25 protein-coding genes are annotated in these 25,184 nt (G+C 63.6%); 15 read left to right on the plus strand and 10 right to left on the minus strand.

The genetic code is table 11. From position 1 onward, the window contains the following. The first annotated feature begins 47 nt into the window (after nucleotides 1–47). From V474_RS07610 to V474_RS07640, 7 genes are all read left to right on the plus strand, one after another. Nucleotides 48–1,649 (plus strand): class I adenylate-forming enzyme family protein, encoded by a 1,602-nt coding sequence (locus tag V474_RS07610; RefSeq protein WP_236710886.1) that lies wholly within the window; start codon nucleotides 48–50, stop codon nucleotides 1,647–1,649. A 147-nt stretch (nucleotides 1,650–1,796) separates the two neighbouring features. After that, entirely contained in the window at nucleotides 1,797–2,558 is a 762-nt protein-coding gene (locus tag V474_RS07615) for an SDR family NAD(P)-dependent oxidoreductase (protein WP_059150937.1), read from the plus strand. After that, nucleotides 2,558–3,925 (plus strand): aromatic ring-hydroxylating oxygenase subunit alpha, encoded by a 1,368-nt coding sequence (locus V474_RS07620; RefSeq protein WP_236710903.1) that lies wholly within the window; start codon nucleotides 2,558–2,560, stop codon nucleotides 3,923–3,925. Before V474_RS07615 ends, V474_RS07620 begins: the two co-directional genes overlap by 1 nt. 87 nt (nucleotides 3,926–4,012) lie before the next feature. Continuing rightward, complete coding sequence (locus V474_RS07625) at nucleotides 4,013–4,987, plus strand: thiamine pyrophosphate-dependent dehydrogenase E1 component subunit alpha (RefSeq protein ID WP_059150938.1); 975 nt, start codon at nucleotides 4,013–4,015, stop codon at nucleotides 4,985–4,987. A 10-nt stretch (nucleotides 4,988–4,997) separates the two neighbouring features. Continuing rightward, a complete protein-coding gene (locus V474_RS07630; RefSeq protein ID WP_059150939.1) occupies nucleotides 4,998–6,008 on the plus strand; it encodes an alpha-ketoacid dehydrogenase subunit beta in 1,011 nt (336 codons plus the stop codon). A 14-nt stretch (nucleotides 6,009–6,022) separates the two neighbouring features. Then, the gene (locus tag V474_RS07635) at nucleotides 6,023–7,453 is read left to right on the plus strand and encodes a dihydrolipoamide acetyltransferase family protein (protein WP_059150940.1); all 1,431 of its coding nucleotides are present in this window, start codon (nucleotides 6,023–6,025) and stop codon (nucleotides 7,451–7,453) included. 12 nt (nucleotides 7,454–7,465) lie between these two features. Beyond that, on the plus strand, nucleotides 7,466–8,629 hold the full coding sequence (locus V474_RS07640; RefSeq protein ID WP_059150941.1) for an acyl-CoA dehydrogenase family protein: 1,164 nt from the start codon (nucleotides 7,466–7,468) through the stop codon (nucleotides 8,627–8,629). Between the two features lie 115 nt (nucleotides 8,630–8,744). On the opposite strand, the gene V474_RS07645 is transcribed toward V474_RS07640, so the two are convergent. From V474_RS07645 to V474_RS07670, 6 genes are all read right to left on the minus strand, one after another. After that, a complete protein-coding gene (locus V474_RS07645; protein WP_059150942.1) occupies nucleotides 8,745–9,242 on the minus strand; it encodes a MaoC/PaaZ C-terminal domain-containing protein in 498 nt (165 codons plus the stop codon). Next, entirely contained in the window at nucleotides 9,239–10,150 is a 912-nt protein-coding gene (locus V474_RS07650) for an acyl-CoA thioesterase (RefSeq protein ID WP_059150943.1), read from the minus strand. Before V474_RS07650 ends, V474_RS07645 begins: the two co-directional genes overlap by 4 nt. A gap of 13 nt (nucleotides 10,151–10,163) precedes the next feature. Beyond that, nucleotides 10,164–10,637, minus strand: a complete 474-nt coding sequence (locus V474_RS07655) for a VOC family protein (protein WP_059150944.1) — start codon at nucleotides 10,635–10,637, stop codon at nucleotides 10,164–10,166. Then, the gene (locus tag V474_RS07660) at nucleotides 10,634–11,449 is read right to left on the minus strand and encodes an SDR family oxidoreductase (protein WP_059150945.1); all 816 of its coding nucleotides are present in this window, start codon (nucleotides 11,447–11,449) and stop codon (nucleotides 10,634–10,636) included. The genes V474_RS07655 and V474_RS07660 overlap by 4 nt, the downstream gene beginning before the upstream one ends. 31 nt (nucleotides 11,450–11,480) lie before the next feature. Then, the gene (locus V474_RS07665; RefSeq protein WP_059150946.1) at nucleotides 11,481–12,707 is read right to left on the minus strand and encodes an aromatic ring-hydroxylating oxygenase subunit alpha; all 1,227 of its coding nucleotides are present in this window, start codon (nucleotides 12,705–12,707) and stop codon (nucleotides 11,481–11,483) included. 172 nt (nucleotides 12,708–12,879) lie between these two features. Beyond that, nucleotides 12,880–13,650: an enoyl-CoA hydratase/isomerase family protein gene (locus tag V474_RS07670; RefSeq protein ID WP_059150947.1), complete on the minus strand. Its 771-nt coding sequence runs from the start codon at nucleotides 13,648–13,650 to the stop codon at nucleotides 12,880–12,882. Between the two features lie 17 nt (nucleotides 13,651–13,667). On the opposite strand from V474_RS07670, the gene V474_RS07675 reads away from it, so the two are divergent. From V474_RS07675 to V474_RS07690, 5 genes are all read left to right on the plus strand, one after another. Continuing rightward, nucleotides 13,668–14,219, plus strand: a complete 552-nt coding sequence (locus tag V474_RS07675; RefSeq protein WP_236710905.1) for a VOC family protein — start codon at nucleotides 13,668–13,670, stop codon at nucleotides 14,217–14,219. A gap of 184 nt (nucleotides 14,220–14,403) precedes the next feature. Beyond that, the gene (locus V474_RS26800) at nucleotides 14,404–14,535 is read left to right on the plus strand and encodes a hypothetical protein (protein ID WP_269085131.1); all 132 of its coding nucleotides are present in this window, start codon (nucleotides 14,404–14,406) and stop codon (nucleotides 14,533–14,535) included. Continuing rightward, complete coding sequence (locus V474_RS07680; RefSeq protein WP_059150949.1) at nucleotides 14,526–14,741, plus strand: hypothetical protein; 216 nt, start codon at nucleotides 14,526–14,528, stop codon at nucleotides 14,739–14,741. The genes V474_RS26800 and V474_RS07680 overlap by 10 nt, the downstream gene beginning before the upstream one ends. A gap of 14 nt (nucleotides 14,742–14,755) precedes the next feature. Continuing rightward, complete coding sequence (locus V474_RS07685) at nucleotides 14,756–15,118, plus strand: hypothetical protein (RefSeq protein WP_148649317.1); 363 nt, start codon at nucleotides 14,756–14,758, stop codon at nucleotides 15,116–15,118. Next, a complete protein-coding gene (locus V474_RS07690) occupies nucleotides 15,115–16,482 on the plus strand; it encodes a spinster family MFS transporter (RefSeq protein WP_059150951.1) in 1,368 nt (455 codons plus the stop codon). The genes V474_RS07685 and V474_RS07690 overlap by 4 nt, the downstream gene beginning before the upstream one ends. A gap of 232 nt (nucleotides 16,483–16,714) precedes the next feature. Here the strand turns inward: V474_RS07690 and V474_RS26150 are convergent, their stop codons facing one another. The 3 genes from V474_RS26150 to V474_RS07695 form a co-directional block, all read right to left on the minus strand. Further along, on the minus strand, nucleotides 16,715–16,870 hold the full coding sequence (locus V474_RS26150; protein ID WP_169795031.1) for a hypothetical protein: 156 nt from the start codon (nucleotides 16,868–16,870) through the stop codon (nucleotides 16,715–16,717). Continuing rightward, on the minus strand, nucleotides 16,867–17,013 hold the full coding sequence (locus V474_RS26155; RefSeq protein ID WP_169795032.1) for a hypothetical protein: 147 nt from the start codon (nucleotides 17,011–17,013) through the stop codon (nucleotides 16,867–16,869). Before V474_RS26155 ends, V474_RS26150 begins: the two co-directional genes overlap by 4 nt. Nucleotides 17,014–17,122: 109 nt before the next feature. Then, the gene (locus V474_RS07695) at nucleotides 17,123–18,718 is read right to left on the minus strand and encodes an ABC-F family ATP-binding cassette domain-containing protein (protein WP_059150952.1); all 1,596 of its coding nucleotides are present in this window, start codon (nucleotides 18,716–18,718) and stop codon (nucleotides 17,123–17,125) included. Nucleotides 18,719–18,995: 277 nt separating this feature from the next. Between V474_RS07695 and V474_RS07700 the strand changes: the two genes are divergently transcribed. From V474_RS07700 to V474_RS07710, 3 genes are all read left to right on the plus strand, one after another. After that, nucleotides 18,996–20,705, plus strand: a complete 1,710-nt coding sequence (locus tag V474_RS07700) for a thiamine pyrophosphate-dependent enzyme (protein WP_059150953.1) — start codon at nucleotides 18,996–18,998, stop codon at nucleotides 20,703–20,705. Continuing rightward, nucleotides 20,702–22,339: an FMN-binding glutamate synthase family protein gene (locus V474_RS07705; protein WP_059150954.1), complete on the plus strand. Its 1,638-nt coding sequence runs from the start codon at nucleotides 20,702–20,704 to the stop codon at nucleotides 22,337–22,339. Before V474_RS07700 ends, V474_RS07705 begins: the two co-directional genes overlap by 4 nt. Nucleotides 22,340–22,422: 83 nt before the next feature. After that, on the plus strand, nucleotides 22,423–23,271 hold the full coding sequence (locus V474_RS07710; protein ID WP_236710907.1) for an alpha/beta hydrolase: 849 nt from the start codon (nucleotides 22,423–22,425) through the stop codon (nucleotides 23,269–23,271). 54 nt (nucleotides 23,272–23,325) lie between these two features. Here the strand turns inward: V474_RS07710 and V474_RS07715 are convergent, their stop codons facing one another. Beyond that, nucleotides 23,326–24,978, minus strand: coding sequence for an FAD-binding protein (locus V474_RS07715; protein ID WP_059150956.1), 1,653 nt, complete (start codon nucleotides 24,976–24,978; stop codon nucleotides 23,326–23,328). Between the last annotated feature and the right edge of the window lie 206 nt (nucleotides 24,979–25,184).

Here is a 25,184-nt window from a genome sequence, read left to right on the forward strand (position 1 = left end):
GAGAGCAGGCGATGGGCGACAGGCAGCCAATCCTGACTATGGGTGAAATGATTCGGTCCTCCGGCCAGAGGTTCGCGGACCGCGATGCTATCGTGTTCCCCGACCGTCGGCTCGGCTACGCCGACCTCAACCGCAAGGCACGCGACTGGGCGAGGGCGCTGGCGGCGATGGGGGTGAAGCCGGGCGACAATGTCGGCCTGCTGCTGCCCACTTGCCTGGACTTCATCACAGCCTTCTACGGCATAACCATGACCGGCGCCGTCGCGGTCCCGGTAAACGCCCGTTATCAGGCGAGCGAGCTGGGTTTTGTCGTCGCCGATGCCGATCTGGTGGCGATCATCACCACCGGCAAGGTTGCCGATGGCCTCGATTTCAGTGCGCGCCTTGAAGCGGCGATGCCCTCTCTAACGCAGTCGGGCGATCCCTGGGCACTCTCCTTGCCCGAGGCTCCCCGCCTGCGCAGCATCGTTTGCCTGGATGAGCGCTGCGCGCCTTACCTCGTTCCCGCGAACGCCGCGCTGGCAAAGGGCGCGAAGATCGCCGAGGACGAGATCGACGCCCGGATCGACGCGGTTGCACCGCAGGATACGGCGATGATCCTCTATACTTCGGGCACCACGGCCAACCCCAAGGGCGCGATGATCAGCCACCGCGCGCAAGTCGCCAACAGCCGCGGGCTGGGCGTTCGGTACGAGTGCACCGAGGAGGACAAGGTCTGGTCGCCGCTGCCGATCTTCCACATCGCCGGCATCCTGCCGATGACGATGATCCTCGACATTGGCGGCGTCTACATGACGATCCCCAGGTTCGATGCGGGCGTGGGGCTGGAAATGCTGGGCCGGGAAGGGGCAACGATCGCCTATCCCAGTTTCGTCACGATCATGCAGGACCTCATCACCCACCCGACCTTCAAGGACACCGATCTCTCGCGCCTGCGGATCATGAACTCCAACTTCGCCGTCCAGCCTGAATGGATCAAGCTGGCGGTGGCCGAGGCCATGCCGCACACCATCCAGGTCGGAACTTATGGACTGACCGAAGGCGCGGGCACGGTTTCCACCAGCCGTCTTTCCGACAGCTACGAAGTGCGCACCGGCCGCTGCGGTGTCCCGCTGGAGGAATGGCAGGTCCGCATCGTCGATCCCGAAACCGGCGCGGACTGCGGGCCGGGTGAGCATGGCGAGATCGTGCTTGGCGGTCCCAACGTCCTCAAGGGCTATTACAACGCGCCTGAGAAGACGGCAGAGGCGATCCGCGACGGCTGGTTCTTCTCCGGCGACATCGGATCGATCGACGCAAACGGCAATGTGATGTTCCACGGCCGCACCAAGGACATGCTAAAGGTGGGCGGGGAGAACGTGGCGGCGGCAGAGATCGAGGCCATGCTGCAGACCCATCCGGCGGTGAAGCTGGCGCAGGTCGTTGGTCTGCCGGACGACCGCTACGCAGAAGTCCCCGCTGCCTTCGTCGAGTTGGCGGAGGGCGCCGCCGCCAGCGAGCAGGAACTGATCGACCACTGCAAGGGCCGCATCGCCGGCTTCAAGGTACCGCGCCATATCCGGTTCGTGGAAGAGTGGCCGATGTCGACTTCGAAAATCCAAAAATTCCGTCTGCGCGAAGGCCTGATCGCCGAGCTGCAAGCGGCATGACCCGATTGCCTTGAATCAAAAAAAGGCAGTCGTGATTGTCTTTTTTATTGCATCGTGAGCGGCGACCGGCCTACATTGCAAGGCAAGACACAAGCGGCCGCCCGAGCGAATCCGGGAGATGGCCGGCTAGGACAAGGAAGAAGCAATATGGATCTGGGACTGGCTGGCAAGAAGGCGATCCTCGTCGGCGCGGCGCGCGGCATCGGCTATTCCGTGGCCGAAGTCCTGGCACGTGAAGGCTGCGATATCGCGCTCACTGCGCGCAGCGAGGACAGCGTCAAGGACGCCGTGGCGTCGCTGTCCAAGTACGGCACCAAGGTTGTCGGAAAGCCGGTCAACGCCAAGCAGCCCGAGGCCTACAAGGAGTGGATCGACTGGGCGATCGAGGAACTCGACGGTGTCGATATCCTCGTGCCCTTCACTTCGGCCGGCGGCGGCATGGGCAGTGAAAAGTACTGGTACAACGCCTTCGAAACCGACGTGATGGCCGTGGTCCGCGCCGTCGAAGGCGTGATCGAGAAGATGACCGAGCAGCAGCGAGGCTCGATCGTTCTGCTCGGCACCACGTCCACCGGAGAGGCAATGGGCGGCCCGCAGCCCTACAACGCCATGAAGGCCAGCCTCATCACCTGGGGCAAGCAACTGGCGCTGTGGCACGGCAAGAACGGCATCCGCGTCAACGTCGTCTCCCCCGGCCCGATCGAGTTCGAGGGCGGCAACTGGGACATGATCAAGGGTACGATGGAAAAGTTCTACGCCTCGCAGCTGCGCCAGCAGCCGTCGGGCCGCCTTGGCCGGCCCGAGGAAGTGGCAAAGGCCATCGCCTTCCTCGCCAGCGACGCCGCGAGCTGGTGCAACGGCTCGCATCTCGTCGTGGACGGGGGCTTCACCAACCGGACGCACTTCTGATGAACGATCATGTCATGGGATGGGACGCAGGCGCGATGGACGTGCGCCGCGTCGTCCATCCGTACCGCGTCGATCCCGAAAGCGTCGGCAACGGTACCCCCACCGAAAAGGCGCCCGACCCGCAGCTTGGCACCGAGATGATTCCGGCGGCGCGCTACTACTCGCCCGATTACATGAAGCTGGAATGGGAGCGCGTTTGGACCAAGGTGTGGCTGCTGGGCGGCCGCAGCGATGACATGCCCGAGCCGGGCGACTACATCTGCACGGATATCGGCAAGGAGTCCGTGCTGATCGTGCGCCAGGCCGATGGCTCGATCCGCGCCTTCCCGAATGTCTGCCTGCACCGCGGCAACCGCCTGCGCCCCGAAGGGCGCGGCAATGCCGAGAAGTTTCAGTGCATGTACCACCACTGGACCTACGGCCTCGACGGCAAGCTGGACCACATCCCGGACCTTTGCACGTTCCTTCAGGGCGGGCCGAAGGACATGGCGTTGACCGCGCTGCCCTGCACCGAGTGGAACAGCTTCGTATGGTTCTCGCTCGACCAGGATGTCGAACCGTTCGAGGAGTTCATCGATCCCCTCAAGCGCCATCTCGAACCCTACCACCCCGAGCGAATGGCCTGGATGCGCGACATCACGGTGGAGTGGGACTGCAACTGGAAGACCTCGGTGGACGCTTTCAACGAGACCTATCACGTCCAGGGCATCCACCCGCAGCTCAAGTGGTATCTCGATGACGTCAACGTCCAGATCGACTGCTACGGCAAGCACAGCCGTTACCTGATCCCGTTCGCGGCAATCAGCCCTCGCGTTGCCATGCCCAGCCAGATACCGCCCGCGATCCACGAAATCATGGTCCACGCCGGCATGGATCCGGCTGAATACGAAGGCCGCGTCTCCGACATCCGCCGGGATGTGCAGCTGTTCAAGCGCGAACACGGCGCCTCGCAGGGCAAGGACTATTCCGAACTGAACGATGAGCAGCTTACCGACGATTACCACTACACTATCTTCCCGAACGTGTCGGTCAACGTTCACGCCGATGACGTGATGCTGTTCCGGCAGCGTCCTCATGCCAGCGATCCGAACAAGATGCTCTACGACATCTGGATGTTCGGCCTTGTCCCCGAAGGCGAGGAATGGCCCGAACGGGTGCGCCATCAGCACTTCAGGCACGGTGACAAGACTATCGGCCAGGTCCTCGACCAGGATGCCTTCAACCTGCCCACGGTGCAGACGGGCATGAAGTCCGATTACTTCCCCGGCCTGTGGATCGGCGATCAGGAACTGCGCATCCGCCACTTCCACAAGGTGATGGACGACTACATCTACGGCCCCGGCGAAAAGGGGCCTGACGATCTATAACAGGACAGCCCCTCTCCCCGCTCAGTCTCAGGATGAGCAGAGTGTTTTGGGAAGACGGGCAAAAGAACACGGACGGGAGAGCTAACCGTGCAATTTAACCGCGACGAACTGCTGGGCGCCTATCGCCGGATGAAAGTCATCCGTGAGTTCGAGGAGCGACTGCACGAAGAGATCAAGACCGGCGAGATTGCCGGCTTCACCCACCTTTACGCGGGGCAGGAAGCGGTTGCCGTGGGCATCTGCGACCAGCTTACGGTGGAGGACATGATCGTCTCCACGCACCGCGGTCACGGGCACTGCATCGCCAAGGGCTGCGACGTGAAGGGCATGATGAAGGAGATCTTCGGCCGCGCCGGAGGGCTGTGCAAGGGCCGGGGCGGCTCGATGCACATTGCCGATCTCGACGTGGGCATGCTGGGGGCCAACGGCATCGTCGGCGGCGGCGCACCGCAGGCGGTGGGAGCGGCCATCGCCGCGCGCATCGACGGCAAGGGCCGCGTCGGCATCGCCTTCTCGGGCGACGGCGCCTGCAATCAGGGCACCACGTTCGAGGCGATGAACCTCGCCGTGGTCACAAAAGTCCCGGCTATCTTCGTCTTCGAGAACAACCACTATTCCGAACACACCGGCGATGCCTATGCCGTGGGCACCAACAAGGACATCGCCAGCCGCGCCGAAGGTTTCGGCATGAAGGCCTGGCGCGCCAATGGCTGCGACTTCTTCGAAACCTACACCGCCTTTGCGGAACTGCTCGAATATGTGCGCGCGGGCAATGGTCCGGCGGCGATCGAGCTCGATACCGAACGCTATTACGGCCACTTCGAAGGCGATCCCCAGCGCTATCGCGGCAAGGGCGAGATCGACCGTATTCGCGCCGAACGCGATTGCCTCAAGGCGTTCCGTGCCAAGGTGGTCGGTGCAGCGCTGCTGACCGACGATGATCTCGACAAGGTCGACGCCGAAGTCATCGCGCAGATCGAGGAAGCCGTGGCGGAAGCCCGCGCCGACGAACTGCCCGATCCCGCCACCGTCGCCGACGACGTCTACGTCGAATATTACTGAGGGACCGCAAATGGCCATCATGAACATCCGCGAGGCGATCGTCTCGACATTGCACGCGGAAATGGAACGCGATTCCGACATCATCCTGCTTGGCGAAGATGTGGTCGGCGGCAACGGCACCGCCGGCGGCCCCGAGGCGATCGGCGGTATCTGGGGAACCAGCCCCGGCCTGTGGGAGAAATTCGGGCCGGAGCGCGTGATCGACACGCCGATCTCTGAAAGCGCCATCATCGGCGCAGCAGCCGGCGCGGCGCTGGCGGGCAAGCGGCCGGTGGCGGAATTGATGTTCGCGGACTTCGTGGGCGTCAGCCTCGACCAGATCTGGAACCAGATGGCCAAGTTCCGCTACATGTTCGGCGGCAAGACCAAGTGCCCTGCCGTGGTGCGACTGGTCTACGGCGCGGGCATGTCGACGGCGGCGCAGCACAGCCAGTCGGTTTATGCCATGCTTACCGCGATGCCCGGCCTCAAGGTGGTGCTACCCACCACCCCGGCCGACGCCAAGGGCCTGCTCACCGAAGCCCTGCGCGGCGATGACCCGGTCATGTATTTCGAACACAAGACGCTTTACGGCGTGAAGGGCGAAGTGCCCGAGGGCGATTACCGCCAGCGTTTCGGCGAAGCGCGTGTGGTGCGGGAGGGCGGCGACGTCACCGTTATCGCTTGCGGCCGGATGGTCAGCTTCTCGGAAAAAGCGGCGGACAAGCTGGCGGCGGATGGCATCGGCATGGATCTGCTGGACCTGCGCACCACCAGCCCGCTGGACGAGGATGCGATCCTGGAATCCGTCGAACAGACCGGGCGTTTGGTAGTGGTGGACGAAACTCCGCCGCGTTGCAGCCTCGCCGCCGATATCTGCGCGATGGTGGCCCAGCGGGCTTTCTCCAGCCTGAAGGCGCCGCCGCAGATGGTCACCGCGCCGCATAGCCCGATCCCCTTCGCCCGCAATCTTGAGCGCGCCTGGGTGCCCTCGCCGCAGAAGGTCGAGGAAGCGGTCCGCCGCGTCCTCGCCTTTCGTTGAGGGAGGAACGGACGATGGCGAAACTCACGCCTTTCACGATGCCCAAGTGGGGTATCGAAATGGCCGAAGGCACGATCGCCGACTGGATGGTGGCCGAAAACGCTCCGTTCGAACGCGGCGCCGTGCTCACGCTTATCGAGACGGACAAGATCACCAACGAGGTCGAGGCCGAAAAGGACGGCCGCCTCGTGCGCATCATGGCCGAGGCCGGGCAGACCTATCCGGTGGGCGCGCTACTGGGTGTGCTGAGCGATGGCGGCGAGGCCAGCGCGGCTGAGATCGACGCGGTGATCGCGGCCTTTCGTCCCTCAGACGCCGGTTTCGGGCCTGAGGGTGAGGATGACGCGCCAGTGACTGCTCCTGCGGCTGCACCTGTCGCTACCGCCCCGCCACCGGTTCCCGAAGGTATCGCCATCAGTCCGGTCGCGCTGGCCGAGGCACAGCGTCTCGGCGTTGACCTTGCGACGGTCACCGGCACGGGCAGGGGAGGGCGCATTTTCGCGCAGGATGTGCATCAGGCCGGGCGCCCAGAAAGTCAGCCTGAGCTTGCGGGCGTCTTTGCGATGACGGCGCATAGCGGGGTGCTTTCCACCCCGGTTGCGCGTCGCATTGCCGCGCTCAACGGGCTGGACCTCGCGAAGGTCAAGGGCAGCGGTCACCGGGGCAAGGTGCGCCGCGATGACGTGCTGGCGGTGGTCAGCCAAGCCGCGCCGCAACCAGCTCCAGTCGCCGCAGCGCCGGCCCCGACGCCTGCGCCAGCCCCCGCCCCGCCTGTCGCCGGCAGCGTCGATATCGCGCCGATGAGCTCAATGCGCCGCACGATCGCGCGCCGTCTGACCGAATCCAAGCAGCAGATCCCGCATTTCTATGTCCGCCGCCGGGTGCGAGCGGATCGGCTGCTGGCGCTGCGGGCGTCGCTCGGCCCTGACAAGCCCAGCGTCAACGACTTCATCGTCAAGGCCTGCGCCCTGGCGTTGATGGAAGTGCCGGCGGTCAATATCCAGGTTCACGGCAACGACATCCACCGCTTCGCCTCGGCCGACGTGGCCGTGGCCGTGGCGACCGAGAAGGGCCTCGTCACCCCTATCGTGTTCGGTGCCGACGACCTGTCGGTGGCGCAGATCGGCTCGGCTATGAAAGCGCTGGCCCAGCGCGCCCGCAGCGGCAAGCTGAAGCCGGAGGAATTTTCGGGCGGCAGTTTCTCCCTCTCCAACCTCGGCGGGTTCGGGGTGGAGCAGTTCGACGCCATCATCAACCCGCCGCAGGGCGCGATCCTGGCGGTCGGCACGGCGCGGCCCGAACCCATCGACGACGACGGCGCGATCCGCATCGTGCCGGTACTCCACCTCTCCCTCTCGTGCGACCACCGCGCGATCGACGGGGCCGACGGCGGCCGTTTCATGGCCGCGCTCGCCAGCCTCATCGAACAACCCCATCTGCTCTGAAAGACCCAAGCGATGAACTTCAAGCTGACCGAAGACCAGCTCCAGCTCCAGGAAGCCGCCCGCACGTTCGCCCGTGCCGAACTGCCCGCCGTCGCCGCCGAACTGGAGCGTGACAACAAGCCGCCTAGCCGCGCGCTGCTGAAGCGTTATGCAGAGATGGGCTTCCTGGGCATCAACGTGTCGAGCGAGCTGGGCGGCCTTGGCATGGGCAATATCGAGGCGCTGATCGTGCTGGAGGAATTCGGCAAGATTTCGTCGGCGGTCGGCTTCCCGATCTTCGAAAGCTCGGTCGGCCCGGTGCGCGCGATCGAGTATTTCGCCTCGGATACGCTCAAGAAGCGCGTCGTTCCTGCGGTCTGCGCCGGTGAGATGGTGATTGCCGTGTCGATGTCCGAACCGGATGCGGGCAGCGCGCTGACAGACCTCAAGACCAAAGGCGTGGTCAAGGGCGACAAGCTGGTCATCAACGGCACCAAAAGGTGGTGCTCGGGCGGCGGGCATTCCGACGCTTACGTGGTCTATTGCCGCCTTTCGGACGAACCGGGCGCCAAGGGCATCGGTGCGGTGCTGGTGGAAAAGGACGCGCCGGGCATCTCGTTCGGGCCGAACGAACAGCTCATGGGCTTTCGCGGCATACCTTCGTCAGACATCAATTTCGATGACTGCGAAGTGCCGCTGGACAACGTGATCGTCCATGCCGGCGGCGGCTTCAAGAAGTTGATGGAGGCCTTCGACCTCGAACGCTGCGGCAATGCCACGATGTCGCTCGCACAGGCTTCTGGCGCGCTGGAGGATGTCAGCGCCTATGTTCAGGAGCGCAAGCAGTTCGGCAAGCCCATCGCCGAATTTCAGGCGGTGCAGATCAAGTTGGCGGAAATGCAGATGAAGGTGGAAGCCGCCCGCCTGCTGATCTGGCGCGCGGCTTCTCTGGCCGAAGATGGCCTGCCTTCGGTGCTGCACAGCTCCACTGGCAAGTGCTTTGCCAACACCATCGCCCGCGAAGTGACCGGAGATGCGATGCAGCTGATGGGCGCCTACGGCTATTCCAAGGAATTCCCGATGGAACGCCGTCTGCGCGACAGTTGGGGCTGGGGCATCGCGGGGGGCGCGATCGACATCCAGAAGGTCAACATTGCCGGCGCCATGCTGGGGCGGCGGTTCGACCAGCGGCGTTGATTATCGCATGAACTTTCCGTCGTCCCTGCCTTCGCGAGAATGACGAGGGATAGAATCAAGGGGCTGATATTCGCGGCTCATGCAGCCATGAGGGGGTGGTTCGGCACCAGCGCTTTTAGCGCGCGGTGCCGGCCATCCGCTCCCTCGCGCCGCGCGTATAGACCAAATTGATACTGGTGAACGTCACGGCCTCGGTGCCGTCTTCCAGGACAACGGCATAGCGCGTCATAGCCGTGCCGCGATCGGTGCGGCTTTTCGAGGGCTCCAGGCTAACGATCTCGCTCGTCACGTGGATAGTATCGCCGGCACGGATAGCCCGCTTGAGGCGTAGTTCGTCCCAGCCCACGCCGCAGACCCAGTCGATGTCCCAGTTGATCTCGTGGTCCATCTGGCGCCACAGGGCGAGCACGTGAATCCCGCTCGCCACCACCTCGCCGAAGACTGACTGTGCGGCGCTTTCGGGATCGGTGTGGAACCACTGCGGATCGTACTTGCGCGCAAACTCCAGCATCTCTTCCTGCGACACCGTTCGCGGAGAAGAGCGGCGGAACTCGCCCAGTTCCAGGTCTTCGAAAGTGCGATGCGGCGCGCGCGGCACGAAGGCTTCGCTCACAGTTTGCCTTTCCGTTCTTCGTCAAGCATCCGCGCCAGACCCTGCTGGCTGACGGTGGCGACCAGCGTGCCGTCGCGGCGGAACACGTTGCCGCGGCCCAGCGCCATGGCGTCGCTCGCCGCCGGGCTGTCCATCGCGTAAAGCAGCCATTCGTCCACGCGAAATTCGTCATGGAACCAGACCGCGTGGTCCAGACTGCTCGATTGCAGGAAGTCGTTCGCCCAGCCGATCCCCAATGGACCCAGCGCCGTATGGAAGATGTGCAGGTCCGAAGCGTAGGTGAGCAGGCGCTGGTGCACGTCCAGCGGCCCGTCGACCATGCCGACGGCGCGGAACCAGAAGCTGCGGCTCGCGGGGCGGACCTCGTGCTCATCGAAGGGGAAGAATTCCAGTGGGCGCCAGTCGATCTGCTGGCGGCGGCGCCAGAACGGGCGGTGCCGCTCCGGCAGACGGTCGCCATAGGCGGCGACCAGGTCAGCAAGACTGGTCAGGCTCTCGGGCGGGGGTACGTCCGGCATCGCCACGCAGTGCCTGGCGGACGGTTCAGGCTTCTTGAAAGAGGCCATCATGTTGAGGATCGGCGCGCCATTCTGCGTCATGCGCACCATGCGATTGGCGAACGTGCGACCGTCGCTTTCGCGGGTGACTGCGAAATCCACGGGCCGGTCGGTAAGGCCCGGTTGGAGGAAATAGGCGTGGAGGCTGTGCGCGACCTTGTCCGCCGGCACCGTCAGGCGCGCAGCGGCCAGGCACTGCGAGGCCACCATGCCGCCGTAAAGGCGCAGCAGCCCGCTTGGCACCGGCTGAACCCGGTAATGATCGGGTGCGATGTCCTCGAATTCATAGCCGAGACGGCGCTCGACTTCAGGGTCGTCGGGATAAGGGTTCGATTCAGGCAAGGCGTGCATCCATCGCATCGGCCTAGCAGGCCACGCACTGCTTCTCGAACGCAAAAGCGCTGTCGGGATCGACGATCTGCAACAATTCCACCATGTTGCCGTCGCAGTCGCGGCCATACGTCGCGCGCGTCGCCGCCGATCCGCCGGGCGCGCAGTTGAATTCCATGCCCAGCGCGCTCAACCGCTCATATTCGGCGAAAACGTCGTCGCAGTAGAGGCATAGATGCGTGATGCCCCGGTCGCACATGCGCGGGTGGACGGTCTGGGGGTCGTTGCTGGCATATTCAAACACCTCGATATGCAGGTTGCCCAGCCGGATCATGGCATAGCGCGCGGCGCTGCCGTTCAGGCCAACCATGGTATCAATTCGTTCGTTTCCGGCCTGCCAGCCGCCTTCCTTACCGGCGCTTTCGAAGCCAAACCAGCGCTGGTAGTGGTCGACGAAACGGTCGAGGTCAGGCGTCGAGATCGCCACGTGATGGACGCCCCGGATCATGCCGGGGAGGCCGCTGCAGGTGTCGCCTGCCGCGCGGCCTTCACCGCACCAACGATCTCGGCATTGGTGGGGTTACGGCGCAGGGTCAGCCCGCCGTTGACCTGCAGCACCTGCCCGCTCATGAAGCAGGCATCGCTGGCCACCCAGGACACGGCTTCGGCAATGTCCTCGCTGGTGCCCACCCGGCCTAGCGGATATTCCTTGGCGAAAGTGTCCATGATCGCGGTGTTCTTTGATGCCTTCTCGGTCATCGGGGTGACGGTGAAGCCCGGCGCGACCGAATTGGCGCGGATGCCCCGATGCCCGAATTCATTGGCGACGCAGCGGATCACATGGTCGGCGCCGGCCTTGGTGCCCATGTAGGCGGCGTGGTCCTCCAGCATGATCGAGGCGGTGGCGGATGAGATCTGGATCAATGATCCGCCATCGCGCATCACCCGCAGCATCGCCTGATAAAACAGGATCGCGCCGGTGAACTGCAGCGCCGTCATCTGCTCGATCTCGGCCTTGGTGGTTTCGAGGAAGGGTTTCAGCAGCCCCCAGCCGGTGGCGTTGACCGCGATATCCACGCCGCCGTAAGCACCGCGCACCGTCTCACCCAGCCGTGCCAGATCCGCCTCGCTGGTGAGGTCGCAGCCGGTGACGGCCAGCCCGCCCAGTTCGGCTGCGAGCCGCTCCAGCTCATCAGCCTTGCGCCCGGCGACGATCACCGTCGCACCGTCTGCTGCCAGCCTGCGCGCGATCACTTGCGCCATGTTGCCCCGGTTGGCCGCGCCGACGACGACGGCGACCTTTCCTGCGAGGTCCGCCATATCTGCTCTCTCCCGTGTCTAGTTTCGTCGGTCAGTCCCGCTGGACCCAGTCACCCAGCACCTGCTCGACGCGGGCCTTTTCCGGCACGATATTGAGGCCGATGCGGCGGTCCAGTTCCTCGTGCCAGTGGTAGATGCGCCGTTCCTGATAGTTCAGCGGCATTCCCTTGAAGCCGGGGCTTTCCAGCGATTCCTGGATTTGCGGGGCGTATTGCAGGTCTTCGTAAAGGATACGCTCCCAGTTGTTGAGGCGCGTTTCCCATAGCGGATGCGGGTTTTCGGCATCGTGATCGGGGGCGATCCAGGTCGATACCACGCGGGTGCGCTTTGGCCCCAGCGGCCAGAACTGCAGCAGTGGCACGCCGCTGGGGGCAGGCGGCATCACGAAGTTCGGATAAATCTGGTAGCTGACGTTGTTCTTGGCCGGAAATTCGGTGATCGAGGGGATTACCGGCATTCCCACCGTGCCCGGATCGACCCAGTCGGGACGGCGGTTGGGCGTCGCCATGCGGCTATGGCCGTTGGGCCAGAGCGTGACGATCATGGAACGGTGGTCGAGGAAGCGGTCCACCGTGTTCACGTGGATCGACTTGATGTGGTAGACCTCAAGGAACGCGTCGAGCAGAATCTTGACGTTGCAGTCCACCTCATAACTACGGCTGTCGACTAGGCGCAGGTTTTCCAGATCGTACTGTTCCAGCTGCGCTGCCATCGGGCCGATGTGCTCCATCAACGGCTGCGCTTCCGGGTCCTGGTTGACGAAAATCAGCGAGCCGAGCAGTTCGCAGCGCACTTCCTTCAGCGAGCGGCACGACAAGTCGAGGTCCACGAAATCGCGCTTGTCGCGCACGGCGGTGAGCTTGCCTTCCAGCGTGTAGCTCCAGCCGTGATAGCCGCACACGAAGCCGCGCCCTTCGCCAGAATCCTCGGCCACCAAGGGCGCGCCGCGGTGCTGGCAGGTGTTGAAGAAGGCCTTGACCTCGCCCTTCAGCGTGCGCGTGACGATGATCGGCGCGCCGGGATTACGGGTGAGGAACCAGGTGCCAGGCCGTGGAATCTGGTCGACATGGCCGGCATAGAGCCAGGCCTTGTCCCACATCATCTCCTTTTCCAGCGCCAGGAATTCCTTGTCGGTATAGCGGCTGCCGGGGATATCGGGGAACTTTGGAAAGCCTTCCGGCGGACCCTTGCGATCGCGCTCATAATCCATGCGCGCGAAATCGTTTTCGGGTTTTTGATCCGCAACCAGATCGAGCATCGGCCTTCTCTCCCATGAGGCCCGCGCTGTAAGGCACTGGACCAGTCCGCGGCAAAATCAAAAAACATACAAGAATGTTTGATTCTGTCGAAGTGATGCTTGCGATCCTAAGCCTCACGAGATAAAACAGTCAACAGTGATTGTAATTTTTCACATCTCGCCTGAGGGCGCCTCAGCGTTGCCCGAACCGGGCATCACGCTTTTGGGCGAAGGCGGCTACCCCTTCGCGGCTGTCGGCGCTGTCCAGCGTGGCTTTGCCCCAGGCGTTGCCTACCGCCAGCGCCTGGCCGATCTCCATACCGCTGGAGATTTCGTAAAGCTCGCGCCCGTTGCGGATCGCCTGCCAGCTATGCCCCAGCATCGCCTGCGTCACCGCCATTGCGCGTTCCAGCAGCTGATCGCCGGGCAGCACTTCGGTCACCACGCCCAGTTCGTAAAGCCTGCGGGCGGGAAGCAGTTCGCCGGTCATGATCATCGCCAGCGCAGTGGCGCGGGGGACCTGCGCCGCCAGTCGCTGGATGCCACCGGCAAAGGCGAACAGGCCGCGTTTGACCTCGCTCAGCCCCATCAATGCATGGTCGGCGGCGAAGACCATGTCGCAAGCCAGCATAATCTCGAACCCGCCTGCCACCGCCGTGCCGTTGATCGCGGCGATAAGGGGTTTGGTGCGCCTGCGCTCGGTGATTCCGCCGAAGCCGCGTCCCGGGATCAGCCCGTGGCCGGCGCCGATACGCTCCGCCTCCTTGAGGTCCATGCCGGAACAGAACGCCCTGTCGCCTGCGCCGGTCAGGATCATCGCACCAACCTCTTGATTAGCCTCTGCCGCCGTGATCGCCGCATCGAGCGCATGCGATGTCACGGCATCAAGTGCGTTGCGTGCGTCTACGCGGTCGATAGTCAGCAGGCAGACGGGGCCGCGGTGCTCCACGATAAGGCCGGTCATTGCGATGATCTCCCAAGTTGCCGGAATTATCCCGCGCCTGCCCGGAGCAGAGAGCGAATCGCAGGCATGTTCTGAACAAACAGATAAAACGACAAGAGGGTGAATTGAAAGAGTTTGCAAATCTCCACCACCATGGGTTGATCGTCCCGAATATCCGTCAGTCGATGGATGCTATTGGTCGAGAGCTGAACATCGACTGGGCGCCGGTTCGTCAGTTCGATCCACTTCGAATTTGGCTGCCCGATACCGGATGGTCGGAGGCCCACCTGACGGTAACGTATTCTCGTCAGGGACCAATTCATTTCGAACTCATCGAAATGGTGCCGGGCGGCGCTTACGAGGCGCTGCTGGCGATTTCGCGCGCGCATGTCGGTGCGTGGGTTCAGGACGTTGGGACTGAGGTGGAGGTCTTGCTGGAGCAAGGCTGGCGCGTGATCGCGGCCGGAGCTTCGCCAAAGCATCGCTATGGGCAGATGGCTTACATGGCGCGCGGCGATGGACCGGTGCTGGAACTGGTAGGTGAGCCGATCCGGCCGATGATCGAGGAGTGGATTGGTTCGGTCACATGATGATCTCATAGGTTGATGAGTAGTGCTTATTTATATAACCTTAAGTTCACCAAGGATTCGGAGGGCCTGCAAAGGGTCGTCAAGCGATGCAGCTTTTGCCGAACACATCCACAAGTAAGATGTACTGATATAATGGCGCCGACCCCTGCAAGCGGGCCGCGCTACGGATAAACGGGAGAGCGGCTTGCCCCGCAAACTGGAAGTCTTCGTGGCCACCAAAGGCCCTGCGTTTCGCTGCAATGCCTTTGAGAGCATGTCGCGGGCGATCGGCGTCGAACCTGCAATGGTCACCAACCTGCTGCCGCCATGCTGCTGAAGCTGCAAGAGATGGCGCGCTTCGACGCCGTGTTGCTCTACGATATGCCAAGCATGGATTTTGGCGAAGCTGTTGACGATCGGCCCGGTTTGTCGAGCGCCGAAGCGCCTGCTGCTGGGCAATGCATTGCAACGGCTCTCCTCGTCCGAAACACGGGCGTGGGCAGCGGAGCAGCGGCCGGCCAAGCAGGGCACATACGCGGATGAAGGATGCACGACTGATGGAACATGATGCCATCTTGCGCGCGGACAAGGCCCTTGATCCGCAGACAGTCGGCGGCTCGTTTGCCGCCGCCGTGTGCGCTCACGGGCCCGGCGAAGCGCTGATCTACCACAGCCGCGCGAAGGACAAGCGCAAGACCAGCGGCGAGAACGCTGCGGCGGTCGAAATGGAGAGATCTCTGATGACCAACCCAGCGGTGAAGATGGCGCAAGTCATTGGCATGCCCGACGAGCGGCTGATGGAAGGCGCCGCCGCGTGTATCGAGATCAGACCCCGAAGCACGGTGGAGGATGTCGAACTCGTTTGTCGATGCATCAGCCGTATCGCCAGCGACATGATCCTGCGGGCCAGAAGAGCATGAGCGGTGTGGCAGTGGCCGAACTACCGCCCCCCTCGCAGACGGCGCCCATCTCCGAACAGGACGATGCACCGAGCGCTGGAGCCTGGTATCTGATCTTCGTCCTGACGCTGGCCTATACTTTCAGCTTCGTCGACCGGCAGGTACTGAACCTGCTGATCGGGCCGTTGAAGGCGGACTTCGGGCTATCGGACACGCGGCTCAGCCTGTTGCAGGGTCTGGCGTTCACTTTCGCCTATATTGTTTTCAGCCCGATCTTCGGACGGATGGCGGACACCGGCAATCGCAAGGTAATCCTGCTCGGCGGCATTGGCTTATGGAGCCTCGGCACTAGCCTGTGCGGCCTTGCACGCAGTTATTGGCAGTTGTTTATCGCGCGCATGGGCGTGGGCGGGGCGGAGGCGTGCCTGACCCCGGCTGCATGGTCGATCATCGTCGACAGTTTCCCTACGCGGCTTATCCCGCGCGCCTTCAGCATCTTTCTGATGGGTCCCTACATCGGCGGCGGTCTGGCGTTGATCTTCGGCGGCTTGCTGCTGGAAGCGGCGCAGGGCTGGGATCTGAGCGCGGTGCCCTACCTTGGGGAACTGAAGCCATGGCAGGTGGTGTTCCTGGTGGCGGGCCTGCCGGGTTTCGCGATCGCTCTGATGATGCTGCGGATTCGCGAGCCTTCGCGCAAGCTGGCGCTGACGGAAACTAAGCCGGAACGCATGGCCATAGCCCAGGTATGGCAGGTCTTCGTCGATCGGCGTGATTTTTACGGCAACTTCTACGCCGGCATGGCTTCGCTGGTGATCGTGCTCTACGCTTTCCCGGCGTGGATGCCGGCGATGCTGATGCGCCGTTTCGGAGCGAGCGCAGCAACTGTGGGCGTACAGTACGGCGTGGCGGTGCTGGTAACCGGCTCGCTGGGTGTGCTGTGCGGCCCGGTGATTGCGAGCTGGCTGGAACGGCGCGGAAGGGCGGATGCCCTGATGCGGGTGCCGATGGCGGCGGCGCTGCTGCTGATCCCCGTTTCGATCGCGCTGGCCTTCGCAAAGTCCTATGGTTTCGCGATGATCGTCGCGACTTTGGCGAGCTTTGCCTACAGCCTGCCGATGGCGCTGGCGTCCTCTGCGCTGCAACTCGCCACGCCCAACCGGATGCGCGGGATTTCGGCTTCGATCTATGTTTTCGTCGCCAGTGTCATGGGCCTCGGCGCCGCGCCGACGATCGTGGCGCTGCTGACCGACCATGTCTTTGCAGACGAGCGCAGCGTGGGGCTGTCGCTTTCGCTGACATGTGCAGTGGCGGCGGCGATCTCGGCTTTTTTCCTATCTCGTGCGCTGCGGGGGTATAGACGCATTCTGGATGATGCGGCGCGCTGATGTCCCGCTCGGCCCAGGGCAATCGAGTCTGGTTACGGGATCAGCCGGCGAACTGGAACGTCAGGATCTCGCCCTGCCTGCTCCGCAGGTTAGTTCTAGGGGTGTCAATCGGCTGTGTGGCGATACTCTAAACGCTGCTTAGGGGCGACTGCGGCGCAGGCCGCGCCTGTAACCGTTCGGCATTCCCCCTGAATCGACGATTGCGCGGTGGAACAGGTCCCCCGCCTCGCTGTCACAGCGCAGTCGCGCGCTCCATTAGTATGCAGCAGGCGCAGAGCAGCAATTCGTGCTTGCTGCGCAAATAGCCCGAGACGATCGAGGAGCTGTTGTTGGTCAGCCGCGCGATCTCGCGGACCGTGGTGCATTCGATGCCGTCGCACGCGATCATTGCAGCGGCGCAGATCGAACGAGGAAAGCGCGCAGGTCAACCGGGGTTCGAGGGCAGAGGATTTCCAATCCGGGGTGGCCGCGAAGCGTCTCTGCCCGGCTCTGCAACAGGTCGGCGACGTCTATGCCGGACAGCACCGTCACGTCCCTGCCTTAGATTCGCCGATGGGACGAACGATAGACACGGGCAATGAAAAGCACCCTGAGCAAGCCCGGGGAGCGCCTGTTGCCTGTTCATTTCAGATCGATGACGTCACCGAGGCGGCCAGGGTGCAAGATTGAGGCGCCGCGATATCGCGATGGCTTCCAGAAACGCCTCGTCATGGCTGACGACCAGCATGGCGCCGTCGAATGCCGAGAGCCCCGCTTCGATTGCGGCGATGGAATCGAGATCGAGATGATTGGTCGGCTCGTCGAGGATAAGCAATTGCGGCGGCGCTGGGCTACCCAGGATGCAGGCAAGACCGGCCCGCAGGATTTGCCCACCGCTGAGGGTGCCGACGCGTTGCAGCGCAGCGTCCGCCCTGAACTGGAACTTCGCCAGGGCCGACCGGCAGGTGAAATCGTCGGTGCCCGGATTGAGGGCGTGATAATTTTCCGCGATGGACCGTTCGGGGTCGAGAATGCCTGCGGTCTGATCGAGCATCGCAAAGCGTGCAGTCCGGCTGATCGTGCCGGACCACGGCTCCGATACCCCTGCGATTAGCCTCAGCAGTGTCGTTTTGCCCGATCCGTTCGGCCCGGCAATAGCCACGCGCTCCGGCCCCGTTATCGTCAGCGAGAGATCGCGCAGCACGGGCGCTGCCGGATCGTAGCCCGCCGTGACATCCTGCAGGCTGAGGACGACCTTACCGGGAGGCAGCCCGGTCGGCGCGAGCGAGACGGCCATCGTCTCCAGCATCTCGATCTGCTCTCTCGCCAGAATGGCCGCTGCAGAAGCCTCGGCGCGCTGGCGCTGGGCAAGGCGGGCATTCTCGCCGCTGCTGTTTTCGGCATTGTTCTTGCGCGCACCGGCCAGGATGCGCGGCATACCGCCCCGCGCAGCCTTGCGACTGCCTGCCCCGTCACGCCGCTGCTTGCGCTCCGTGGCGACCTGCGCCTTGCGTTCTATCTCGCCCAGTTGCCGCTGCGCTACGTCCAGATCGCGGTGCGCTGCCTCCAACTCGACCGCTTTTTGCGCGCGGTAATCGCTCCAGTTGCCGCCGTAGCGCGTAGCACCGAGCGAGGTCATTTCGACGATCGCATCCATCGTCTCCAGCAGTTCGCGGTCATGGCTGACGATGATCGCGCCGGCACGCCAGGAACCAAGCAGTTCGAGCAGCGCGGTGCGCCCCTCACGGTCGAGATTGTTGGAGGGTTCATCGAGCAACAGGAAGTCCGGCTCGGCCAGCACGACCGCCGCCATGGCCGCGCGCGTTCGCTGGCCGCCAGAAAGCGAAACCAGCAAGGTGTCAGCGGGCGCGTCCAGACCGACCCGCGCCAGCGCAGAGGCCACGCGCGCCTCCAGCGTCCAGTCTACATCGGCCAGCTCGTCCAGCCCCGCCTCGCCGGTTTCCGCCCTGCACAAAACCGCAAGATCGTGCGTGATGCCGAAAAGGTCGGCAATGGTTTCGCCGGGGCCGACTTGCACGATCTGGCGCAGCACGGCGACTGTGCCGCGAACGACGATCTTGCCAACGCCCGGTTCGCGCGTGCCGGCCAGCATTTCAAGCAAGCTGGTCTTGCCGACACCGTTGCGGCCGACAATGCCGACGCGCTCCGCATTGAAGGCAAGATCAAGAGAGGAGAAGACCGGCCGGCCTTCGGGGGTCGACCAGCCAAGGCCGACCGTCGTAATGGAAGCGGACATGATATGATTTTCCTGGCGGCAAAACGGATCGCATTGCTGTCAGCTCGAAATCACATCGTTACGCAAATCCTCTTGCCGGTCGGCTCGCTATATTACGGGCCTCGGTCTTCCCTCGCAAGCCCCATTGCGCCGGAGCCTTCAAAACGTCGATCTGGCTCGCCTGGTGCCCGGGAATCAAAGAGTTGGGGGCAGCGGCCGCTTTTTAATCGGCGGACGGGACGAACCATCGTCTGGCGCGTTACTTGCCGAGTCCACTGTCCAGGATCAGGAAACGCGTATGACGACCGTTGCCGAGGTTATCGTGAAAACACTCGAAGCGGCGGGCGTGCGCCGTTGCTATGGTATTCCGGGCGACACGCTCAACCATGTCACCGATGCGATCCGCACCAGTTCCATTCGCTGGGTGCACGTTCGCCACGAAGAGGCCGCCGGCTTTGCGGCCGGCGCCGAAGCCATGCTGACAGGCGAATTGGCCGCTTGTGCGGGATCTTGCGGGCCGGGCGGCCTGCATTTCATCAACGGCCTGTTCGAATCGCATCGCAATCGCGCGCCGGTCGTCCTGATCGCCAGCCAGATCGTCCGTGACGAACTGGGGTTCGATTTCCCCCAGGAAGTTGATTTCAAATCGGTATATGCCTCCTGCACCGTTTTCTGCGAAGAAATCCGCACGCCTGCGCAGGCACGGCGGATGACGGCGATGGCTGCACAGGCCGCATTGGCGAAGCGCGGTGTCGCCGTGCTGATCGTCCCGGCGGACGTGTCGAGCGCCGATGCTCCATCCGAGCCCGATTTCGCCGTCCACCGCGCCCGGCCGCTCGTGCGCCCATCGGATGCGGAACTCGACAGTCTGGCAAGCGCGCTCAACAGCGGCAAGAAGGTGGCGATCTATGGCGGCTCGGGCTGCGAGCGGGCGCATGACGCGGTCGTGGCTCTGGCGGCCCGGTTGCGCGCGCCGGTCGCCCGCACCTCGCGCGCCAAGGATTTTCTGGAGCATGACAACCCTTACGATGTGGGCATGACCGGCATATTCGGCAGCGAGTCCGGCTATCATGCGCTGATGGCCTGCGACGTGCTGTTGCTGCTCGGCTGCGACTTTGCCTGGCGGCAGTTCTACCCTGAAAAGGCGACCATCCTGCAGGTCGATCTGGACGGTTCGCATCTGGGGCGCCGCCACCCTGTCGACATCGGCGTAATCGGCGATATCGCGCCGACCCTGGAAGCGCTGCTGCCAAGGATCGCCCAGCGGGAAGACGGTGCTTTCCTCGACGAATGTCTCAAGCACCATCGCAAGGCCGAGGCGGCACAGGCAAAACACGCTACAATCGGCAAGGGCGGCGCGATCCATCCGCAATACCTGACGGAGACGATCTCGCGCCATGCCGCGCCGGACGCGATCTTCACGGCGGACGGCGGCTCGCCAATGGTCTGGTGCCTGCGGCACATTGCCTCGACCGGGCGCAACCGCACCGTCGTCAGCCTCAGCCACGGGACGATGGCCAATGCCATGCCGCAGGCGCTGGGGGCAAAGGCCGCGTTTCCCGATCGGCAGGCGATTTCGCTCTCAGGCGACGGTGGGATCGCGATGCTGCTGGGCGACCTGTTAACGGCGGTACAGGAAAAGCTGCCGATCAAGGTCGTCGTGTATAACAATGGCGCCCTGGACTTCGTGGAGATCGAGCAGAAAGTGGAAGGTCTGCTGGATACCTACACCAACCTCATCAATCCCGATTTCGCGCGGGTGGCCGAGGCGATCGGCTTTCGCGCACAGCGTGTCGAAAACGCCGAGGATCTCGATGGCGCAGTGCAGGCGTGGCTGGCCGAACCGGGGCCGGCACTGCTCGATGTCGTGACCGACAGGTTCGAACTGGTGATGCCGCCCAGCGTAAAACCCGGTCAGGTTGCCGGCATGGCGCTTTATTCGGCCAAGGCGGTGCTGGGCGGACGCGGGGGCGATGTGCTGGGCATGATGCGGAACCTGCTGTCATGAAGGCGCGCGCTACCATCGCGGACGCCCTGCTGCGGGATCAGGCGCTTGCGCGCAACTGCCTTTTGCTGACGGGTCTTGCCGGAACGATCGCCGCCACATGGGCAGGGTTCAGTCATCCCCGGGCATGGTGGCTTCTTGTCCTTTTCGTGCCGTTGATGGTCGTGTCTCTCGTCGATCTTTTCCAGACGCACCATTCTCTACGCCGCAACTATCCGGGATCGGCTCGTTTTCGCTGGTTCTTCGAATGGTTGCGGCCGTTCCTGCGGTCCTACATCGTGGAGAGCGATCTGGATGGACGGCCCTTCAACCATGACGAACGCGCGCTGGTCTATGCGCGCGCCAAGGGCGATGTCTCCACCCACCCGTTCGGTACCGAACTCGACGTTTATTCGGAGGAATACGAATGGCTTGCGCATTCCATCGCCCCTTCGCGCAATGCTGAAAAGTATACCCGCGTGACGGTGGGCACGGATCAATGCAGCAAGCCCTATCAGGCTGCACGCCTGAACATCTCGGCGATGAGCTTCGGGGCCCTTGGCGCCAATGCGATCGAGGCGCTCAACCTGGGCGCGAAAATCGGCGGGTTTTATCATGACACGGGCGAGGGCGGCTTGTCGCCCTATCACCTGAAGCACGGCGGCGATGTCGTCTGGGAAATCGGATCTGGCTATTTCGGGTGCCGCGACAGCCAGGGCAACTTCGACCCCGCCCATTTTCGGGAGCGCGCCGCCAACGATGCCGTGGTAATGACCGAAATCAAGCTGAGCCAAGGCGCCAAGCCCGGACACGGCGGCCTGCTTCCCGGCTCCAAGGTAACGGCCGAAATCGCGAAGATCCGGGATATCCCGCAAGGCGAGGATTGCCTCTCGCCGCCTTATCACACCGCCTTTTCCACGCCGCGCGAATTGCTTGAATTCGCCGCGAACATGCGCGGGCTGTCCGGCGGCAAGCCGGTGGGCATCAAGCTGTGTGTAGGCTATCCTCATGAACTGTTCGCGGTCGTCAAGGCCATGCTGGCAACCGGTATTCTCGTCGACTTCATCGTTATCGACGGCGCGGAAGGCGGCACCGGCGCCGCGCCTACCGAACTGTCCGACCGGGTCGGCATGCCGCTGCGCGAAGGGCTGATCCTGGCGCGCAATGCCCTCGTCGGCGCAAACCTCAAGGGCAAGGTCAAGTTGGCCGCATCGGGCAAAGTCAATTCCGGAGCGGCCATCGCGATGAACGCCGCGCTTGGCGCCGACTGGTGCAATGCGGCGCGGCCATTCATGTTTTCGCTGGGGTGCGTACAGTCCATGCGCTGCCATACCGATACCTGTCCCACCGGCGTCGCCACCCAGTCCCCGGCACGCCAACGAGGGCTCGTCGTGCCGGAAAAGGCGGAGCGGGTGGCCCGGTTCCAGAAGGCCACTCTCGATGCGCTGCATGACATCGTCGTCGCCTGCGGCCTCACGTCGCCCGATGGGTTTACGCCGGACGGCCTGCGGCAGCGGGTCAACGCCGCCGAAATGCGCTCCATCGACGAAGTCTATTCCTTCGTCGAACCCGGTGAGTTGATCGACGGCGCCCGAGACCCACGCCTCGCTGCCTGGTGGCGCGCGGCCGATCCTGAAAGTTTCGCGAGGCGTTCGTGATGCCGGCCCCGATCGCGCGGGGACGAATACGCAGACTTTCTTTTGGCGCGGCGATCGCCGTGACCATTGGGCTCGGTGTAAGCGTGAGCCTCACATCGCCTCCCGGACTGCTGAGCTTTCTCGACGGGATCATGGGCGGCGGCATCGGCGCCGAGAAATCCGGCAGCGGCATCCCGTTTGGAACGCATGGCCAGAAGCTGGACGTATGGAGGCCTGCCCGCACGGACGGGCGCCCCCTGCCGGTTCTGATCTTCTGGTACGGCGGCGGCTGGGTGAAGGGGTCGCGCGGTGCTTATGCTTTCGCTGCCAGAGCCTTTGCGCGGCAGGGTTACCTCGTTGTCGTGCCTGACTACCGCAAGGTGCCGGACGTCAGATTTCCCGCCTTTCTGATCGACGGAGCGCAAGCAGTGCGGTGGACGCGCGATCACGCGCGCGATTTCGGCGGCGACCCCGGCCGCATCGCCATCGCAGGGCATTCCGCCGGTGCCTATACCGCCGCTATGCTGGCGCTTGACCCGGAATGGCTGCGCGGCGAAGGCGTAGCCGCCGGCACCATCAAGGCAGCGGTCGGCCTATGCGGACCCTACGATTTCTATCCCTTTACCGCCAAACGCGCGATTGACGCCATGAAGGGCGCCCGCGATCCGCAGGCGACGCAGCCTATCCACTTCGCACGCGCCGACGCGCCGCCGATGCTGCTCGTCTCTGCGGGGAACGATGCTGATGTCGGAGCCCACAATGCCAATAATCTGACGACGCGATTGCGCGCGCTGGGAGGGCGGGTGGCGCACATCGACTATCCCGGACTGAGCCATGAGAATGTCGTCATGGCCGTCTCCGTTCCGTTCAGGAGCAAGGCACCTGTTCTTGCCGACAGCGTGAGGTTTCTGCGCGAAAATATGGCGCGTCCCGCGTCGAAGGAGCCGAGATAGACCCCCGGCATCGATCGACGAGGAATTTGCGGGCACGAGCATTGGTTAGCGTGTTCAGCGATTGGGTATGTGGGCCCCCAAGTGACGCCCGGCGATGTAGCCGAAGGTCATGCCTGGGCCCAGTGTTCCACCAGCGCCGCCGTATACGTCGCCCAGCACCGCAGCCATGGCGTTGCCCGCCGCGTAAAGGCCCGGGATCGGGTTTCCGCTCCAGTCCACGACTTGCGCATCGGCGTTTGTCTTTGGGCCCCCTGCGGTGCCCAATGCGCCGGCTTCCATCTTGACCGCGAAGTAGGGCCCCTGATCGATTGCGCCCAGCGTCCGGTACGGGGCTTCGAAGGCGGTATCACCCCACATATAAAAATTGTCGTATGTATTGTCGCCGCGGTTGAAATCGTCGTCATGGCCATTGGCGACCATTTCATTGAAGCGCGTGACCGTGCCCTTCAGGCCAGCAGGGTCGATCCCGGCCATTTCAGCCAGTTCTTCCAGCGTGTCCGCCTGCATCATGAAGGACGGGACAGGGCCGCCCGGCGGCGTGTTGAAGGTGTGATACTTGTCCCTGTAGCGCTGATCGATGATCAGCCAATAGGGCAGGTTGGCGTAAGCGTGATTCCCGGCATCAAAGGCGTGCAGGGATTTGCCCAGGGCATTGTAGTTGGCCGCCTCGTTCACGAACCGCTTGCCGGTGCGGTTGACCAGGATCGCACCGGGACGCGCGCGCTCGTCCGAGCCCAGCAGGTAGTTGGGTTTGGCATCGCGGTGCTGCGGCTTGTATTCGAGCACGCTTTGCATCCAGAATGCGTTCTGCATATTGCCGAGCTGAGCACCGGCCTCGATCGCCATCAGCAGGCCGTCACCCTCGTTTTCGGGCACGCTGACCGGACCGGTGAGCGGCCCGCGAAGGAAGGTCTTGACCAGCGTTTCGTTCCATTCGAAACCCCCGGTAGCGATCACCACGCCGCGCCGGGCGCGCACATGGACGTCTCGGCCGTTAGCATCTTCGGCAACGACGCCAATCACACGGTCGCCGTCCTTGATCAGCTTGCGCGCCCGCTTTTCAAATTCCACCGGAATGTCGCGGTCCAGCACGGCCTTGTAGAGCGAGCCGGCCAGCGCCTGCCCGAGACCCCGGTAATCGCCCGCTTCGCGCTCTGCCAGCGTGGCGTCGTCCAGCGATCCGGTGATCGCCTCCATCAGGCTGCCGCGCAGGGGATACGCCATCTTGCTGGGGTTTACCCGCGTCGACCATTTTCCGAGCCGTTCGAACGAAAATGCTTCGTTGTCCAGCGATCGCCCGCCGTCAGCCTTGGCTCCCGGCACATAGGGCTGGTAGTCGGGGAAATCGATGAACGCCTGGAATCGCACCGGGGTCTTGTCCGCAAGATAGCGGATCATTTCTGGGCCGCTCTCCATGAAGGCCATGAGAGTATCGGGGTCAAGGCCGCCGGGAGCCAGAGAATCGAGGTAGGTGACGATGTCCTCGTCGTCGTCCTCGATGCCGGCTTCGATCTGATGGTGGTTACCCGGTATCCAGAGCATGCCGCCGGACATGGCGGTAGTCCCGCCGATCATCCCGGTCTTTTCCAGGATCACCACATCCTTTGCACCGAAATCATGAGCCGAAATCGCTGCCGTCATGGCGGCCCCGCCGGACCCGAGAACGACGACGTCGGCCTCGAGGTCCCACTTGTGCTCTTCAGTCATCCACCATCTCCGGTTCATTCCTGTGTGACAGGCTTTGGTGTCCGAATGCGCCTTCTCACCGCAGGTTGAAAACTATCCTTTTGACTGCACCGGAGAAGGTGTTGTCGCTTACAATGTAGTGGCTATTGATGGGGGCAATGGGGTTTATGCCCAAGTCGAAACCTTCGGTTGGACCCGGCCCCGGATCCTGCGCTCGATACGGCTAC

Source organism: Novosphingobium barchaimii LL02, assembly GCF_001046635.1.
In the GTDB taxonomy this organism is placed as follows: Bacteria; Pseudomonadota; Alphaproteobacteria; order Sphingomonadales; family Sphingomonadaceae; genus Novosphingobium; species Novosphingobium barchaimii.